This window comes from Mycobacteriales bacterium, from assembly GCA_036497565.1.
Lineage (GTDB): Bacteria > Actinomycetota > Actinomycetes > Mycobacteriales > QHCD01 > DASXJE01.
Genome location: DASXJE010000162.1, coordinates 1 through 15,928 on the forward strand (window position 1 = coordinate 1; position 15,928 = coordinate 15,928).

Annotated in this window: 18 protein-coding genes; 10 read left to right on the plus strand and 8 right to left on the minus strand. The window is 69.3% G+C overall.

The annotated features are described in order from the left end of the window. Together VGH85_13800 and VGH85_13805 are read left to right on the plus strand one after the other, a co-directional pair. The coding region (locus tag VGH85_13800) for an SDR family oxidoreductase (protein ID HEY2174877.1) at positions 1-1,145 on the plus strand (1,145 nt) is incomplete at its 5' end. A 60-nt stretch (positions 1,146-1,205) separates the two neighbouring features. Beyond that, on the plus strand, positions 1,206-2,099 hold the full coding sequence (locus VGH85_13805; protein ID HEY2174878.1) for a DUF1206 domain-containing protein: 894 nt from the start codon (positions 1,206-1,208) through the stop codon (positions 2,097-2,099). A gap of 4 nt (positions 2,100-2,103) precedes the next feature. On the opposite strand, the gene VGH85_13810 is transcribed toward VGH85_13805, so the two are convergent. After that, on the minus strand, positions 2,104-2,829 hold the full coding sequence (locus VGH85_13810) for a GAF and ANTAR domain-containing protein (protein ID HEY2174879.1): 726 nt from the start codon (positions 2,827-2,829) through the stop codon (positions 2,104-2,106). Next, on the minus strand, positions 2,801-3,292 hold the full coding sequence (locus VGH85_13815; protein ID HEY2174880.1) for a hypothetical protein: 492 nt from the start codon (positions 3,290-3,292) through the stop codon (positions 2,801-2,803). Before VGH85_13815 ends, VGH85_13810 begins: the two co-directional genes overlap by 29 nt. Before the next feature lie 122 nt (positions 3,293-3,414). On the opposite strand from VGH85_13815, the gene VGH85_13820 reads away from it, so the two are divergent. Together VGH85_13820 and VGH85_13825 are read left to right on the plus strand one after the other, a co-directional pair. Continuing rightward, positions 3,415-4,707: a hypothetical protein gene (locus VGH85_13820; GenBank protein ID HEY2174881.1), complete on the plus strand. Its 1,293-nt coding sequence runs from the start codon at positions 3,415-3,417 to the stop codon at positions 4,705-4,707. 9 nt (positions 4,708-4,716) lie between these two features. Continuing rightward, the gene (locus VGH85_13825; GenBank protein HEY2174882.1) at positions 4,717-5,577 is read left to right on the plus strand and encodes a GNAT family N-acetyltransferase; all 861 of its coding nucleotides are present in this window, start codon (positions 4,717-4,719) and stop codon (positions 5,575-5,577) included. 7 nt (positions 5,578-5,584) lie between these two features. Here the strand turns inward: VGH85_13825 and VGH85_13830 are convergent, their stop codons facing one another. The 5 genes from VGH85_13830 to VGH85_13850 all read right to left on the minus strand — a co-directional run bounded on the left by VGH85_13830 (position 5,585) and on the right by VGH85_13850 (position 9,602). Further along, a complete protein-coding gene (locus VGH85_13830) occupies positions 5,585-5,992 on the minus strand; it encodes a hypothetical protein (protein ID HEY2174883.1) in 408 nt (135 codons plus the stop codon). Between the two features lie 67 nt (positions 5,993-6,059). After that, positions 6,060-6,704, minus strand: coding sequence for a DUF6518 family protein (locus tag VGH85_13835; protein HEY2174884.1), 645 nt, complete (start codon positions 6,702-6,704; stop codon positions 6,060-6,062). Beyond that, positions 6,701-7,384 carry a class I SAM-dependent methyltransferase gene (locus VGH85_13840; GenBank protein ID HEY2174885.1) on the minus strand — a complete coding sequence of 228 codons (684 nt, stop codon included), beginning with the start codon at positions 7,382-7,384 and terminating at the stop codon, positions 6,701-6,703. Before VGH85_13840 ends, VGH85_13835 begins: the two co-directional genes overlap by 4 nt. Positions 7,385-7,591: 207 nt before the next feature. Beyond that, entirely contained in the window at positions 7,592-8,002 is a 411-nt protein-coding gene (locus VGH85_13845) for a hypothetical protein (GenBank protein ID HEY2174886.1), read from the minus strand. 220 nt (positions 8,003-8,222) lie between these two features. Next, positions 8,223-9,602, minus strand: a complete 1,380-nt coding sequence (locus VGH85_13850; protein HEY2174887.1) for a DHA2 family efflux MFS transporter permease subunit — start codon at positions 9,600-9,602, stop codon at positions 8,223-8,225. A 159-nt stretch (positions 9,603-9,761) separates the two neighbouring features. On the opposite strand from VGH85_13850, the gene VGH85_13855 reads away from it, so the two are divergent. Further along, a complete protein-coding gene (locus VGH85_13855; GenBank protein HEY2174888.1) occupies positions 9,762-10,409 on the plus strand; it encodes a hypothetical protein in 648 nt (215 codons plus the stop codon). 128 nt (positions 10,410-10,537) lie between these two features. Beyond that, positions 10,538-11,641 (plus strand): hypothetical protein, encoded by a 1,104-nt coding sequence (locus tag VGH85_13860; GenBank protein HEY2174889.1) that lies wholly within the window; start codon positions 10,538-10,540, stop codon positions 11,639-11,641. Here the strand turns inward: VGH85_13860 and VGH85_13865 are convergent, their stop codons facing one another. Beyond that, positions 11,642-12,169, minus strand: coding sequence for an SET domain-containing protein-lysine N-methyltransferase (locus VGH85_13865; GenBank protein HEY2174890.1), 528 nt, complete (start codon positions 12,167-12,169; stop codon positions 11,642-11,644). It abuts the gene before it with no gap. Between the two features lie 104 nt (positions 12,170-12,273). Between VGH85_13865 and VGH85_13870 the strand changes: the two genes are divergently transcribed. The 4 genes from VGH85_13870 (at position 12,274) to thrS (ending at position 15,783) form a co-directional block, all read left to right on the plus strand. Continuing rightward, complete coding sequence (locus VGH85_13870; protein HEY2174891.1) at positions 12,274-12,777, plus strand: OsmC family protein; 504 nt, start codon at positions 12,274-12,276, stop codon at positions 12,775-12,777. Between the two features lie 80 nt (positions 12,778-12,857). After that, positions 12,858-13,187 carry a hypothetical protein gene (locus tag VGH85_13875; protein ID HEY2174892.1) on the plus strand — a complete coding sequence of 110 codons (330 nt, stop codon included), beginning with the start codon at positions 12,858-12,860 and terminating at the stop codon, positions 13,185-13,187. Positions 13,188-13,217: 30 nt separating this feature from the next. After that, positions 13,218-14,330, plus strand: coding sequence for an alpha/beta hydrolase-fold protein (locus VGH85_13880; GenBank protein HEY2174893.1), 1,113 nt, complete (start codon positions 13,218-13,220; stop codon positions 14,328-14,330). A gap of 190 nt (positions 14,331-14,520) precedes the next feature. Beyond that, positions 14,521-15,783, plus strand: coding sequence for a threonine--tRNA ligase (gene thrS / locus VGH85_13885; GenBank protein HEY2174894.1), 1,263 nt, complete (start codon positions 14,521-14,523; stop codon positions 15,781-15,783). Positions 15,784-15,928: the final 145 nt, after the last annotated feature.

A 15,928-nucleotide genomic window follows, 5' to 3' on the forward strand; every position in this document is an offset into this window, starting at 1 on the left:
AGCTCTCGGCGCACCTCGCGTCGCGCACCGAGGTGGGACAGATCCTGCTCGACGGCGAGGTACCGACCGTCGTACTGCAGGCGGCGGTGATCATCGGATCGGGGTCGGCCAGCTTCGAGATGCTGCGGTATCTGACCGAACGGCTGCCCGCCATGGTCACACCGCGGTGGGTGCACAACCGGATCCAGCCGATCGCGATCCGCGACGTACTGCACTACCTGGTGGCCTCCGCCGATCTGCCGGGCCAGGTGAACAGGACCTTCGACATCGGCGGTCCCGACGTACTGACCTACCGGGAGATGATGCGCCGCTACACGGCGGTCGCGGGGTTACCGCGCCGGATCGTGGTGCCGGTGCCGGTCCTCAGCCCATGGCTGTCGGCCCAATGGGTCAATCTGGTCACGCCGGTCCCGGGGTCCATCGCGGTTCCGCTGATCGAGTCCCTGGTCAATGAGGTGGTCTGCACCGAGGGCGACATCGTGCAATACGTCGCCGATCCACCCGGCGGCCTGATCCGTTTCGAGCGTTCCGTGGAGCTGGCGCTGTCCCGGACCCGTACGGCGCAGGTGCCGACCCGCTGGTCTGATGCCAGCTGGCCCGAAGCCCCCTCGCAGCCCGCACCATCCGATCCGGAATGGTCCGGCGGCTCGATGTACGAGGACGACCGGGTGGAGCGGACCACGGCCGGTCCGGCGGCGGTCTGGACCGTGGTGGAAGGCATCGGCGGGGAGAACGGGTGGTATTCGTTCCCGCTGGCATGGGCGGCACGCGGATGGATGGACCGGCTCGTCGGCGGTGTGGGGTTGCGTCGCGGCCGTCGGGACCCGCACCGCCTGCACGTGGGGGAAGCGCTGGACTGGTGGCGGGTGGAGGAGATCGAGCACGGCCGGCTGCTGCGGCTGCGTGCGGAGATGAAGCTGCCCGGCCGGGCGTGGCTGGAACTCAGGGTCGCCCCCGATGGCGGGACCGGTGCCGAATACCGGCAACGCGCCCTCTTCGAACCCCATGGGCTGGCCGGGCATCTCTACTGGAAGGCCATCTCGCCGTTCCACAACGTCGTGTTCGGCGGCATGGTGCGCAACATCCTGAGTGCCGCCGAACACTCGACCGATAACGAGGCTGCGCCGGACAAATCCACCGAGTAGGCCGGAAGGGACTCCTACGGCGTACCGCCGCGCATACTGAGCAAGAACGGCGGGAGTCCGATGCGGAGTGCCCTACGGCTAGGCAAAACAGCCGGCACCACGTTGGAGGCTGCCGCCCTCGCCCTGACCCGGGGGGATTCCGGCGTCTGGCTCCGGGCGGTGACCCGACTCGGCCTGATCGCGCGAGCGATCGTCTACCTGCTCGTCGGATATCTCGCTCTCCGCATCGCGCTGGCCGAGGGCGGACGCACCGGCTCGCCGGCCAGCAGCGCGGGGGCCGTCCAAGCCGCCGCCGGCCACTCCTGGGGACGTCTGGCCCTGCTCCTTCTCGCCGCCGGACTCGGTGCATACGCGCTGACCCAGCTCGTCGAGGCGGTATTCCGGCCCTCGCATGCACGAAGTGCCTTCAATAGGTGGCGTCAGCGTGCCGTGTCGTCGTGGGGGTTCGTGCTCTACGCCGCCTTCTGCCTGAGCACCGCCTGGCTCCTCGTGGCGACCCATTCGAGGCAGACCGCAGAATCGGAGCATCACCAGGACACCGATGTGACAGCGGCGCTGCTCCGGCTCGGCGTGGGGAGGGCGATCCTCATCCTGGCTGGGATCGCTCTCGTCGCGGCGGGCATCGAGATGGCCCGCCGTTCGATCCTGCTCAACTTCAGGGAGCGATTCACCAAGGAGACGCTGCCGCCGCCGGTGGCGTTCGCCACCCGACCGCTGGGCGCCTTCGGGTGTGCCGCACGGGCGGTCGTTTTCGTCCTGGGCGGCTTCTTCCTGACCAAGGCCGCCATCCTGTATACCCCGCACGACACGAAAGGGCTGGACGCGGTCTTCCGGTCGATAGCCAGCGCGACCTTCGGCCCATTGCTCTTGGGCGCCATCGCATCCGGACTACTCGCCTACGGCATCTACTGCCTGATCGAAGCCCGTTACCGGGATCTGACGCCCGGCCGCTGAGGCGTCAATCACCCGTTCGCCGGCCGACCCCGACCTGGTCGGCCGCAGCCACGAGTGAACGGGCCACCTCGGCGAGCTTGACGTTGCTGTTCTGTGAAGCGCCGACCAGAAGCCGGAACGCCTGTTCGGTCGTGATCTGGTGCCGCTCGGCGAGGATGCCCTTCGCCGTACCGATCAGATCCCGGGTATTCAACGCGGTTTCGAGCTGAGCCTCGGCTTGGGAGCAGACCAGGGCAACCGCGGCGTGGGTCGCGAATAGCTCGGCGACGTGCTCGGAGTCGGAGTCGAAGGCCCGCGGCCGGGAGGAGACGAGGCTGAGAACACCGAGCGTGTCGCCGGCGAGGAAGAGCCGGAACGAGAGCATCGACCGCACGCCGAGGTCGGTCATCGCCGGCGCAAACCGAGTCCACCGCGATTCCTCGACCATGTCGTCCACCCGGAAGATCCGGTGCTGCCAGACAGCGTCCACGCAGGGCCCCTCGGCGAGCCGGTACTGCAAGTGGTCCGCTTGCTTGATCCGGGCACTGGTCTGAGCGACCGTGCGGATCTGCCCGTGCTGAACCAGTGCCAGACCCGCGTCCTCAGTACCCGGGACGGCGTCGACGGCGGCTTTCACGATCCCAGCGAGGGTGTCCGTCAGGTCGAGCTCGGTCCGCAATGACCGGGCCAGCCCATGCTGCGGGGGGAAGTCGCCAGGAGACCTACTCCGCCGCGGTCCCCGCGGGGGCATGGCCCGTGGCCACCGTGGACGCCCACTCCTCGCCGGAGGGTCCGCCCAGGCCACTGGTGTCCTCGAGAGCAAGGAACGCGCTCACCGCGAGTTGGAAGGTCGCGTTGACCGCGCTGTGGACATCCATGGTGTAGCCGATGCTCTGCGCCGACCGATCATCGGTCTTCGCCGCGGACACCAGCTGGACCGCCTTGGTCCACGGCACGGTCGCCCCCGGCACGAGACGCACCCCACGCCGGGCATCTACCGCGTCCAACGCCGCCTGGAACGAGATCCCCTGCCCGTTCGCGGCCAGCTCGACTGCGACGACCGCCGCGTAGCTGAAGGCCTCCGCCAGCTTCGGGAATCCGAGCTCCCCGACGAACACCTCGATCAGCTGATCCCGTTCGACGTGATCCCCTCGCAGCTGCGCGGCCACGATCGCCACACCCTGCTGGGCGAGCCTGCCCTGCTCCGGTTTCATGAACCCCCCGTTCCCCCGCTGCCACGATCAGTTAACGACACGCTGCGAGGCGTGACAAGCAACTCGGCGACACCCCCGCTGATTTCGGCCCGGTGGCCCCTCCGCACGGGGAGGATGTGTGCATGGGGATCACACGACGACAACTGCTCCAGGGCGGCGCGGCGGCCGTGGCCGCCGACTGCCTTCTCGTCCAGGGCGGTGTGGCGGGCGCCTCGTCCGCCGCCGCGGCGACAACGAATCCGCGACCGGTGCATGTGCAGGAACAGGCCAACCCGAAGGCCGACGCGATCATGGACGGCGCATCGCACCCACTGTCCACCCGCTTCTCCTCGCTCGCGGCCGCGAGGGCGGTCTTCCCCCGCGCCGGTGCATTGACCGAGGAGATCGACTTCTGGTCGATCCAGACCGCGCTCGATGGTGCTCGGAAGATCTACCTCGGCGGCGGAACGGCAATCGTGCAGGCGGCCCTGGGCATTCCCGCCGGCGGTAACCGCGAGATCGAAGGCGAGGGCTCCGGCGTCACGGTCATCAAGGTCCGTGACGGATCGAAGTCGGGAAACCTGCAGACCACCGACGCAGCTCATTCCAACCCGAACGTCACGCTGCGAAGCTTCACCGTCGACGGCAACAAGTCCCACGTCGCAGGCGCCAACCAACTCGACGGGATCTGGCTGGTCCACTGCGACAACCTGCAGATCGACGACATCGAAGCGCGCAACGTCAACGGACGGGGAATTCACCACGAAGGGATCACCGGATCAGAGCCCGTTCAGGTACAGACCTGGACGCGGGTCTATGTGCACGACTGCAACCACTGGGGCTTGCACAACAGCAACGGCGTACGGAAGGTCAACTACGGCGCCGTGGTCGCCCTCCGCAACGGCACCCGTACCGACCTGTCGGGCGTCGGCCCGAAGGCGGATGCGTCGACGGGTGGTGCCTTGATCGACCATTCCGAGGTGACGGTCGATTCGCTGCACGCCGCCGACAACGGCATGGACGGCATCTGGTTCCGCAACCTGTTCTCGGCCAACCTCCGCGGCCTGCGGGCCACCCACAACGGACGCCACGGCATCCGCGTGCTGGGGCTGGTCGACTCGGTGGGCGGCGACTGGCTGGCCGAGAATAACGGCGTATCCATGGCCGGTCAGGACATCTGGTTCGACGGCACGAAGACCCTGTCGTACGGCGTCACGACGGGCACGGAACTTGTCGGGCTCCGCGCCGGGCCGTCGAAGGTGGCGGCCAGTGCGGTGACGCCGGGCAACTGGCCCGGCAACGAGCTTTGGGCGATCGTCTTCGACGACAACCTCCGCGATGGCGACCTCGACGTCTCGGCCGTCCGCGTACGCACGGGCAGCGCCGGAAGGGTGCGCCTCCCCTCGCCGATCGGATTGCTCAGCTATCGCCCGTAGGCTGCGCGCATGGGTTGGCGATTCACCGACGACGTCGAGGAGTACGCGCGACAAGCAGGGCCGTTGCTGCATGCGTGCCCGGCGGAAAACACCGTGTCGTTGACCGTCATCGAGAACGCACGTGCCCGTCCGCAGATCCTGGCCCGCGACCCGGAGATCTACGGCTGGTGGGCCGATACCGGCGGCGAGGTGACCGGCGCGGTCTCGCACACCCCACCTCACGAGATGCTGCTCGGTGTGGTGCCCGACGTGGCGATGCGACCGCTGGTGGTCGAGCTGGCCCGAAGTGGAAGGGATCTGCCCGGCGTCAACGGAGCGACCGGGACGGCCGTGCAGTTCGCGGCGCTCTGGTCGGCACACACCGCGCAGCGCGCGGTGCTCCGTGACGCGGAGCGGCTCTACCGCCTGGGCCGGCTCGCCGCACCGGATCCGGAACCACCCGGGCGAGCCCGGGTCGCGACCGCGTCAGACACAGGGCTGTTGGTCGACTGGATGTTGGGATTCGTCGACGACGCGGGTCTGGACTCCGACGCGAAGGCCGTGGAGGCCGCGGTGCGCGACAAGGTGAGCTTCGGGGGACTGACCCTGTGGGAGAACGGCGACGGCATGCCGGTGTCACTCGCGGGACGATCCCGGCGCGCCGCCGGGACCGTGCGGGTCGCCCCCGTCTACACACCGGCCGATCACCGCCGGCAGGGGTGGGCATCGGCGGTCACGGCCGCGGTGAGTCAGGCAGTGCTGGACGAGGGCGCCCGGGAGGTCGTGCTCTTCACCGACCTCGCCAACCCGACGTCGAACTCGATCTATCAGCGGCTCGGTTACCGCCCGATGACCGATCGGGCCGTCCTGCGCTTCGAACCGGCCGGCTAGTCGACGATCAGGCGTGCAGCGGCGACGCCGGCTCGCACTGGACGGGCGGGCCCGCCTGCTCGAAGACCCGCGGCTCGGGCAGCGCAGCAGACCCGGCGCCGAGATGGGGGCGCGGCCGGCGCGGAGACCGGGCACCCGCCCCGCCACCACGGCCCCGGTAGACCAGCAGCCCCGCAACCTTGTCCGGTACGGCGTCGAGCGCTGCGGCCACCGCCGGCAGGTAGCGATAGGACTCCGCCGCATCATCGTCGGCGAACTCCAGCTCCAGCACGACACCCCAACGATGCTCGTGATGCGCCCACTGCTGAGCGCGGTTGGTCACCGCGGCCTCCAGCAGGGCCTCACCGTGGGCGCGCCACCATCCGCTGGCGGGGAAATCCCCGTCGAACACCTCGATGGTCAGCCACTCACCCACACCGCCACCATACGAGCGGGGCCTGCCGCGCGCCAGGATCCGGCTCGATGCCGAGCGCCGCAAAGGCTCAGAAGGCCTGCCGGTAGACCAGTCCGAGGAGTATCTCGGCGACGATCCCGGCGGGGAGGGCAACGACCAGCCAGAGACCGACGCGAGCGTACTGACGCCCGCGAAATCCGAGTGCGGCGATCAGGACCAGTCCCAGTACGCCGAACAAGATCGCGCTCGACACGTAGTGCAGCCGCCATCCGTAGCTGACCGCCGCCTCGGCCAGGAAGGCTGCACCGAGCACCGCCACACCGAGGCCACGCAGTCGCGGCCGGCCGCGCCACCAGATCCACCCGGCGGCGCCGAAGACCGGGCCGCCCACGACCGCACAGGCGCCCCAGAACACCAGGAGGGAGTGGGAGCCGCCGAAGCCTCGTACGGCGCTGGTGACGTAGTAGCCGACAAGTTCCAGCAGACACACGGCCAACCCCGCGATCGCGGCGGACCGCGGACGCAGCCAGAGGGTTCCTACCACGAAAGCCGCCACCAGCCACGGGCTGGCGGCATTGACCAGACTCGCCCAGGGGGCGTCGAGATGGGCCTGCAGGATCGAGGTCAACGCGCCCGCCGCCAAGCCCCAGACCAGCACGACGCCGACCCGCAACGCGACGTCTCGAGGGGAACGACGCGTCTGGTCGGACTCGGATGCCGTCGAGACCGTCATCGGCGGGCCCGTGCTTTCACCGCCAACACGGTCGGGATCGGCTCGCCTCCTTCGGCGAAGCGCTCGACCGTCAGTCCCGCATCGAGCAAGGCGTGCAGGAGATCGGGCAAGGGCTGATGCGTGGCACCGACCTTGTCGCGCACGCCCTGGTCGGTCCAGGAGGCCTTCGTCCAATGACCGTCGAGGTAGCCGGGGCGGATCACGACCGCGGCCGGGTCGGTCCGGTCGGCGAAGCCCCCGCAAAAGCACGGGTGAACGCCGACATGCACGAAGACTCCACCCGGTCGCAGCACCCGGCTCGCCTCGCGCAGCACCGCCGGATAGCCGGGCATGTCGGTGTGGACCATCATCGCGATAACGGCGGTCATCGATCCGCCCCGGAGCGGCAGCCGCTCGGCATCGGCCTGTGCGAAAGGAAGGCGCCCGCGGGCATGCCGCAGCATCCCGGCGGAGATGTCGACGCCCACGGGCGTCCAACCCAACTCGCGGACCCGTTCGGCGTGCACGCCCGTGCCGCAGCCGATTTCCAGGCAGGATCCGCTACCGGTGCCGAGAAGTTCGCGCAGCGCACGATCGATGCCGAGCGGATCGTCATCCCGTACGGCGACCCTGGCCCGACCACCGAGGAACTCGTCTTCGTACCAATCCGCAATCTCGTCGTACGCCGCCGTCGGCGCCATAGATCGACCTCCTCGTGACCGGGCCGGACCGCTGCGGCGCAGTATCCCGCGAGCAGAGCCTGTAGGCGACCAAGTGTCGGCTCGTCGACGCTACTCCGGAAGCGGCCGCGTTGATCCGGTCGGCGGTGCAGGATCATGCTCGCGGCCGCGCCGTACGAGTATCTGGCCGAGGACTCCGACGGCATGCTCGGTCAGCTCGGGCTGGCTCTAGGCACGCGCCATTTCGGCACGGACCGAACTTGACTCGATCCGGCCGGTGGACACGGCCGTCGCCCATTCCTCGGCGGACCGGCGACACAGCCCGGTCACGTCCACCAAGGTCAGGAAAGCGGCGAACGCAAGTTGGAAGGTCGCCTTGACTGCGCTATGTACGTCCATCGTCGAGCGGATCGTCTCGGCGTCGCGTTCGCTGTTCTTCGCCGCGGCGACCAACCGGACGGCCTTGGTCCATGGCATGGTCATCCCCGGTCGGACATGCGTTCCATGTTGTGCATCGACGACGTCAAGCGCCGCTTGGAACGACATCTGTTGTGCGTCGGCCGCGATGTCGATGGCGGCGATCGCGGCATAGCTGAAGGCTTCGACCAGATTCGGAAAACCGCGCTCGCGGACGAACATCGTGATGAGCACGTCCCGACCGGCATGGTCTCCACGAAGCTGCGCGGCCACGATCGCCGCCCCGTGTATCGCAAGTCTGTCCTGTTCCCGTGTCATGACTTCCCCGTCCCCCCGTCGCCATCCATCCGAGCCGCAGCACGTCTGCGCGTCTTGGCAACTCCTTGGTGAGATCACGGGACAGAGACCCGGTTGGGTTCAACGGCGACCGGTGTCCATGCACTTAAGGGCAGGTGACGGCCGTCAACGCAGCGCCGACGAGAAAGACGCCACCGGCGATCACCAGGGCGATACGCAGGCCGGCGACGAACGTCGAACCGGCAACCAATGCGCCGAGTACCGCCACCCCGACAACACCGCCGACCTGCCGGGCGGCGTTGATCGTGCCGGCCGCAAGGCCGGCACGATCGGCCGGAGCACCGTCGACCACCGCCGTCGTCGCCGCCGGCATCGTGAACGACATGCCGAACCCGGTAGCAACCAGCGGCAGTACAAGCGCCCAGTACGGCGGATGCGCCGCGGCCACGGTCAATCCGAGCAGTCCGGCGCCGCCGGTGACCAGGCCGATCAGCATCGTCGGACGAGGGCTGCCGGCGCGTGCGGTGACCCGGCCGGAGGCAGCCGATCCGACCACGGCCATGCCCATCTGCGGGAGCAGCGCCACGCCGGCCAGCAGCGCCGAGTAGCCCAGGACCTGTTGGAAGTACAGGTTGAGGACGAACAACTCGCCGTAGAAACCGAGGTTGATCAGCAGACCGACAGCGGTCGCGCCGGCGAAAGTCCGATCGGTGAACAGCCCGAGCGGCAGCATCGGTGCGGCCGCCCGGCGCTCGATCACGACGAAGGCGATCGTCGCGGCGATGAACACCAGACCGGCGGCGACCGCCGGCGCCGTCAACCCGTCGCGGCCGCCGTCGATCAGCGCGAGGGTCAGTGCCGCGAGGCCCAGCACGCCGACGACCTGAGCCGCCGGGTCGAGGCTGCGGGCCCGCGGCGGCGGTGCGGGCACATGGCGCGCGGTCAGCACGATCGCCGCGACACCGATCGGCACGTTGACCACGAACACCAGTCGCCAGCCGGCCGAGGTGACGAGCACGCCGCCCAGGATGGGGCCAGCGGCGGCGGCGATGCCGGCGATCCCGCCCCAGACACCGATCGCCCTCGCGCGGGCTCCCGCCTCCGGATAGGCGGCACGCAACAGTGCCAGCGACGCCGGTACGGCGAGAGCCGCTCCGATCCCCTGCACGAGCCGAGCGATCACCAGGATCGCCACGTTCGGCGCAACGGCGCATCCCACCGAGGCGACCACGAAGACACCCAGTCCCACTTGGCAGACAAGGCGGGCGCCGAACCGGTCGGCCAGCACGCCGCCGGTAAGGAGCAATGCGGCCAGCATGAGGAGATATGCATCGACGACCCACTGCAGCCCGGACACATCGGCGTGCAGGTCGGCGCGCATCGCGGGCAGCGCGACGTTCACGATCGTGGTGTCCAGGATGACCATGAAATAACCCAGGCAGACCGCAACCAGCGCCCAGGACAGCACCCTGCTCCGCGTGGCGCTTTCGAACGGTGTTCGCGGCCCGTCGAGGTCGGACGTCATGCGCCCCACCCTCGCCCATGTTCGCTTCGTCGGCGACCGAAGCGTGCCCGTCCACCGAGTCGCCCATTGAACCGTCGGGCGGCTCCCGCCGTGACTCTCAACGAAGGCTCGAATCGCAACGACCCGGTGACGGGTCTGCCGGAGGGGGCTGAAACAAGGATGATCGCACCCGGTAAACGCTCACTGGTCAGCCGTGCCTGGCTGGTGGGGGGAATGGGCGCCGCCGCGGTCGTGGTCGCCGCCTGCGGGACCTCGACGCAAGCCAGCAGCGCGAGCGCGCCGCAGACGTCCGCATCTGCCAGCTCACCACCATCGTCTGCGGCCCCGTCGTCGGCGGCGCCGTCGTCGGCCTCGGCCGGTAAGGGCGTAGAGGTCGAGACCCACAGCGGCGCCATGGGCACGTTCCTCACCGACTCGGCAGGGCGCACGCTTTACCTGTTCGCGTCCGACACCGCGACGAAATCGACGTGCTCGGGCCAATGCGCGGTGTTCTGGCCGCCGTTGGTCACCAAGGGCGCACCGGAGGCATCCGGCGGCGCGATGAGCAACATGCTCGGCACGATCACGCGGTCGGGCGGCGTGAAGCAGGTGACCTACAACGGGCACCCGCTGTACTTCTTCAAGGAAGACACCAAGCCCGGAGACACCAACGGGCAGGGGTCGAACAACTTCGGGGCGAAGTGGTGGCTGGTCACCCCGACCGGCAAGTCCATCACCAGCACCGGTGGGTCCGCACCGAAGGCGTCGCCGACGAAGACCAAGTCCGGCGGCAGCGGCGGTGGCGGCGGCGGTGGCGGCTGGGGGTGAGCCCGGCCGATGCCGGTGACCCGGTGCTGCTGCGTGGGACGGGCCATCCCCCAACGACCCGTCCCACGCAGTCCCGACCCGTTCCACCCATAGGACAACTCGCGTTTCTCGGGGTGACCGTCGCCTCGTTGGGCGGACCCCTTGCACTGGCCGCTCTTTATGCACCGGGACTGATCGACGACACCACCTCTTCGGCGGGCTTCGTCGCCATCGCCGGTGCGGTGGTCTTTCTCCTCCCGCTCGGGGTTTGGCTCGCCTTCTCCCGGCAGATCCAGTCCAACGGTGGCCTCTACGGCTTCGTGGAGGCAGCGGCTGGCCGACGGATCGCCTTGGTGCAGGCCGGTCTCTGGATCGCGAGCTACGCGCTCTATCTCGTCTATACGACGGTGGCGATCGTCTACGACACGCTGCCCACCGTGCTGCCGGGCGTACGGCCCTACCGCACGCTGCTCGAGATCGCGATCCCGGTCGTCATCGCCGCGGTGATGCTCGCCGGCCGGACCGTCACCCTCGCCGTTCTCGGAGTCCTCGCCGTAGGGCAGCTGGCGTTGGTGGGCGCGCTCGCCGGAGTCGGTATCGCCCATGGGGCACAGCTTTCCGCCTTCGCACCGCACTCACCGGTCGGTGACCTCGCGACGCCGACCGCGCAGATCTCACTGCTCTACGTGTGCGGCAGTCTGCCGCTCTTTCTCGGTGGTGAAGTCGTCCGACCGGCCCGCACCGTACGGCGCGGCCTGGTCGTCGGCTACGCGCTGGTCGCGGCGGGGGTGGTCGCCGCGGTCTATCCCCTTGCCGCCAACCCGGCCTTCACCCGAGCGCCGATCCCCGGAATGTCCGTCGCGCAGGTCTTCGCCGGCCACGACCTCGCGGTGGCGGTCGGCCTCGGCGTCGCAGCAAGCACGGCCGGGGTGATGCTCGTCGAATACCTCGCCCTGAGCCGACTGGTGCACGTCTTATCGGGGTTCTCCACCCGCAAGATCATCCTGGGCCTGGGTGTCCTGCTGGTCGCGGCGGCCCCGATCAGCCTCATCGATCCGGAGCGCTTTTACGACGACCTGCTCAAGCCGTCGCTGATCGCGCTCTGGCTCAGTCAACTGATGGTCTTCGCGGTGTATCCACGGTTTGCCGCACGACATGGCGGACTGCGAACCGGGCACGTCCTCTTGGCCGCCGGAGCCGTCGCGTTCGCGATCTACGGGATCTATGCCACCCTGCAGCACGCCGGTACGTGATCAACCCGGGGCGTCGGTCCCGGCCTCTCGGGCGAAACGCGACAAGAGGTACGACGAGAAGTAGCCGCCGTACTTGCGCTGCAACTCGGGAAGTCGCCAGTCCTGGCCGCCCACCACACCCCGGCAGGAGATGCTGCCGCACCGACACGGCATGCTCCCGTCCCAGTCGTCGAAGAGCGCATAGTCGGTGGTGATCTCCTCCCCGACCGCGATATCGCGCATCGCCACGATCAGCACGTTGCCGGCGAAGCCGACGTTGGGCTCGCAGGAATGGTTGAGGAAGAGCATGACCCGCTCGTACTCCGACTCGTCGAGCGCCACGAGGTGGAAGTCGTCGGCGATCTGGATGTCGGAGTTCTGCAACCGGTCGGACAGCGAGTGCAACGTGGCGGTGTCGACGATGTGCCCGCCCTTGATAGCCACCAGTTCGTCCCGGGCGATCGGCTCCACCGCCGTCAGGCCACGCCCGTCGATTCCGCTCGCCTTGCCCTTCACAGTCTTCGGCGACAGATAGGAGGAGACGGGCATTCTGGCTCCCAGGATCGATCCGGCCGGTCCGGTACGAAGCTATCGAAACATGGCGCGCACCACGCGGTCTGCGTCCGGATCGGGTGACCGGGCAGGATGAGGCGATGGACCGCCAGCAGCTACGTGACCTACAGGCACCGCTCAAGGAGCGCTACCGGGCAGAGCCTGCGGCGGCGGCCGTCACGCTGACCGCGGACGGGTCCCTCGGCGAGGGGATCACCTGCTCGGTGGAGACCGGCCGGGCGCTCGCCGCCGCGGGACTGCATCCGGCGACCGGAGGGGACGGCACCGCGCTCTGTTCGGGCGACATGCTGCTCGAGGCGCTCGCGGCGTGCGCGGGGGTCACCCTGCGCTCGGTCGCCACCTCGATGGAGCTCGAGGTCGCGGGAGGAGTGCACGTGGAGGGCGATCTGGACTTTCGCGGCACCCTCGGAGTCGACAAGGGGGCTCCGGTCGGTTTCCAGCGGATCCGGGTGCGTTTCGACCTGGTCTCCGACGCCGCCCAGGAGCAGCTGGACCGGCTCATCGAGCTGACGATGCGCTACTGCGTGGTCTTCCAGACGCTCGCCCGTACGCCCGACCTCTCGGTCGCTCTCCACCGCGACTAGCCCGACGGATCGGCACCTCGGTCCAAGAAAGATCCCGCGCGGCGCATCACCCATGCCCCGGGTGGGTACCACCTACCGCGATGAGAGACGACTTCGACGCGGTGATCGCTTCGGCGCTGGATGTCGATGACACCTGCGCGTCATATGTGTTTGTCAACCGGCGCGACGGTACCGACTTCGACATCGCCGTACGCGCGGGCACTCTCGCTCGGCTGCTGTCCGAAGGCACGGACTGGGACGAGGCCGCCGACGCCACCGGATACACGCTGCAGACCCGTCCCCGAGTCGGTGACACAGCCCTCGGTATCGAGACGCCCGATGGCCGGGTCCGGCCGCTCGACCTGTTCACCTTCGCCGCCGACCCGCTCGGCTCGCTGTTCCGGATGTTCGTCGCGGACGGCTATCCGTAGGAGGCACCCGGACCTCGGTAGGGTGCCGACGTGTCCACCGACAGCAGGCCGCTGAGCTCGAACGTCCCCGGAGCGGCGTACCCGCGGCTGGACGGCGACGGACGGCTGACCTTCCGGGTCGCGGCGCCGGCTGCCGACGCCGTGCGGATACCGGCCTTCGGCGACAGCCTGGGCAATGAGCCGATCGAGCTCCGCAGGGACGCCGACGGCTACTGGACCGGGGTGATCCGGGACCCGGCTCCGGGGTTCCACTACTACCGGCTCGAGATCGCCGGAGCCGCCGTCAACGACCCGTCCTCCCAGGCCTTCAGCGGATACGGCGGCGCAGTGAGCGGGCTCGAGATCCCCGAGCCCGGCAACGACACCGCGGAGTTGCGCGACGTCCCGCACGGCGAGGTCCGCAGCAGGTGGTTTCGCGCCACGACGACCGGCGGGTGGCGCCAGCTGATCGTCTACACCCCGCCCGGCTACGACGACGATCCGTCCCGCCGCTACCCGGTGCTCTATCTGCAGCACGGGTCGGGTGAGGACGAGACCAGCTGGAGCCGGCAGGGCAGGGCCGGGATCATCCTCGACAACCTGCTGGCCGAGGCGGCCGCCGAGCCGATGCTCGTGGTGATGGGTTCCGGCTATGCCTCGCCTCCCGCGACGCCCGGGGTCCCGCCGAACGCGGACCAGACCCGCAAGGTCATGGACGAGTTCGGTGACCTGCTGCTCGACGACGTGGTCCCCACCGTGGACCGCTGCTATCGCACCGTCGCCGACCGCGAGCACCGGGCACTCGCCGGACTGTCCATGGGCGGCCGCCAGGCACTCGGCGTGGGACTGGCCAACCTGGCCACCTTCGGCTGGGTCGCCGGGCTCAGTCCCGCGGTATGGCTGCAGGGTGCCGACCGCAGCTGGACGGTGGGGACCGACTGGGTGAAGACCCTGCTCGCCCGGTCCGGCGGCCATCGCCCGAGGCAGGTCTTCCTCAGCGCCGGGTCGGCCGAACCGATGTTCGTCGACTCGGTGCGGGCGCTGGAGCAGATGCTGGCCGAGTCCGACGTCGAGCAGGCCAGCTACATCTCACCCGGCACGGCGCACGAGTGGCTCACCTGGCGGCGCAGCCTGGTCGAGCTGGCACCGCGGCTGTTCCGGTGACCGATCATCTGGCCTATGGTGGAGGCATGGTGCGGCAGAACATGACGACGACGCCGGGTGGATCGACCCGGCGAAGTTCGGCGTGACCTGACGCAGAACTCACGGCCTCCGGGATCGATCCCGGAGGCCGTTTCTCGTTGGCGGCCCCTCGGGCTCGGACCGGGACCCCTTCGAGACAAGGTGACTCCCGATGAATCACGACCACCGCAAGCTCGGGCGAGATCTCGGCTTGTTCGACACCCACGACCTCGTCGGCGCGGGCCTGCCGCTGTGGCTACCCGACGGCGCGGTCATCCGGGCCGAGTTGGAGCGCTTCGCAGCGGAGCAGGCCATGCGCGGCGGATGCCGGCGGGTCTTCAGCCCGGTACTCGCCAAACGCGAACTCTATGAACGGTCCGGGCACTGGGCGCAGTTCTCCGACGACATGTTCCCGCCGATGAAGGTCGGCGGCGAGGAGTTCGTGCTGCGCCCGGCGAACTGCCCGCACCACGTGCTCATCTACGCGTCCCGCCAGTACAGCTACCGGGACCTCCCGGTACGGCTGTCCGAATTGGGCAGCATGTTCCGCAGCGAGCTGTCCGGCGTACTCGGGGGGCTCTCCCGGGTGCGGCAGATCAACCTCGACGACACCCACGTCTTCTGCACCGCCGACCAGGTGCAGGCGGAGGTCGTCGAAGGGCTGCGGCGCGTGCAGGAGGCCTACGCCGTACTCGGCATCGAGGTGGCCTACTTCCGGCTGTCCCTGCGGGGCGACTCCGGGAAGTATCTCGGCGGTGGGTCGGTGTGGGACCGGGCCGAGCAGCAACTGCGGGCCGCGCTCGACCAGCAGGGTGTCGACTACGTCGAGGCGCCCGGCGAGGCGGCGTTCTACGGTCCCAAGATCGATGTGCAGGTCGTCGACCCGGCCGGCCGGGAGCAGACCCTGTCGACCGTGCAGCTCGACTTCGTCCTTCCCGAGCGATTCGATCTCGATTACATCGGGCGGGACGGCGCCAAGCTCCGGCCGGTGATGATCCACCGCGGCGTGCTCTCGGCGATGGAACGCCTGGTCGCACATCTCATCGAGCTCTACGGCGGCGCGTTCCCGCCCTGGCTCGCGCCGGCGCAGGTCGTCGTACTCCCGATCGCCGACCGGCACGCCGACGCGGCCGCCCAGTTCGTCGAACGGCTCACCGACGCCGGGCTGCGGGCCGAGGCGGACGACAGCGACAACACCCTCGGCCTTCGCATCCGGCGGGCCCGCGACCGTCAGGCGCCCTACGTCGCGGTCATCGGGGATCGGGAGATCGCCGCGTATCAGCTCGCCTTGCGGCTCCGGGACGGGCGGCAGCTCCCGGCGCAGCCGACCGACGACGCGGTCGCCGAGATCGAGCGCGTCGTCCGCGGCCGCCGGCGTGACCTCGGTTTCGCTGCCGAGCTCGTCGAGCCGGTCCGTGCGAACGTCCCGTCCTGACCCGAGTGGTCAGGCGGAGACGGCCGGCGCGATCCGGGTCGGGGCGTTCTCGACCCGGGTCAGCCAGTAGTCGGTGTCGTAGGACTCGTCGCCGGTGAGGAAGCGCCACAGCCTGCTGCGGTTGGTGATCTCGAGGCGCCCGGTG

What these genes read in the sequence shown, in the direction of transcription:
- VGH85_13805 (HEY2174878.1), top strand. Translation starts at nt 1,206, where the DNA reads ATGCGGAGTGCCCTACGGCTAGGCAAAACAGCCGGCACCACGTTGGAG.
- VGH85_13810 (HEY2174879.1), bottom strand. Translation starts at nt 2,829, where the DNA reads ATGCCCCCGCGGGGACCGCGGCGGAGTAGGTCTCCTGGCGACTTCCCC.
- VGH85_13815 (HEY2174880.1), bottom strand. Translation starts at nt 3,292, where the DNA reads ATGAAACCGGAGCAGGGCAGGCTCGCCCAGCAGGGTGTGGCGATCGTG.
- VGH85_13820 (HEY2174881.1), top strand. Translation starts at nt 3,415, where the DNA reads ATGGGGATCACACGACGACAACTGCTCCAGGGCGGCGCGGCGGCCGTG.
- VGH85_13825 (HEY2174882.1), top strand. Translation starts at nt 4,717, where the DNA reads ATGGGTTGGCGATTCACCGACGACGTCGAGGAGTACGCGCGACAAGCA.
- VGH85_13835 (HEY2174884.1), bottom strand. Translation starts at nt 6,704, where the DNA reads ATGACGGTCTCGACGGCATCCGAGTCCGACCAGACGCGTCGTTCCCCT.
- VGH85_13840 (HEY2174885.1), bottom strand. Translation starts at nt 7,384, where the DNA reads ATGGCGCCGACGGCGGCGTACGACGAGATTGCGGATTGGTACGAAGAC.
- VGH85_13845 (HEY2174886.1), bottom strand. Translation starts at nt 8,002, where the DNA reads ATGTTCGTCCGCGAGCGCGGTTTTCCGAATCTGGTCGAAGCCTTCAGC.
- VGH85_13850 (HEY2174887.1), bottom strand. Translation starts at nt 9,602, where the DNA reads ATGACGTCCGACCTCGACGGGCCGCGAACACCGTTCGAAAGCGCCACG.
- VGH85_13855 (HEY2174888.1), top strand. Translation starts at nt 9,762, where the DNA reads ATGATCGCACCCGGTAAACGCTCACTGGTCAGCCGTGCCTGGCTGGTG.
- VGH85_13865 (HEY2174890.1), bottom strand. Translation starts at nt 12,169, where the DNA reads ATGCCCGTCTCCTCCTATCTGTCGCCGAAGACTGTGAAGGGCAAGGCG.
- VGH85_13870 (HEY2174891.1), top strand. Translation starts at nt 12,274, where the DNA reads ATGGACCGCCAGCAGCTACGTGACCTACAGGCACCGCTCAAGGAGCGC.
- VGH85_13875 (HEY2174892.1), top strand. Translation starts at nt 12,858, where the DNA reads ATGAGAGACGACTTCGACGCGGTGATCGCTTCGGCGCTGGATGTCGAT.
- thrS (HEY2174894.1), top strand. Translation starts at nt 14,521, where the DNA reads ATGAATCACGACCACCGCAAGCTCGGGCGAGATCTCGGCTTGTTCGAC.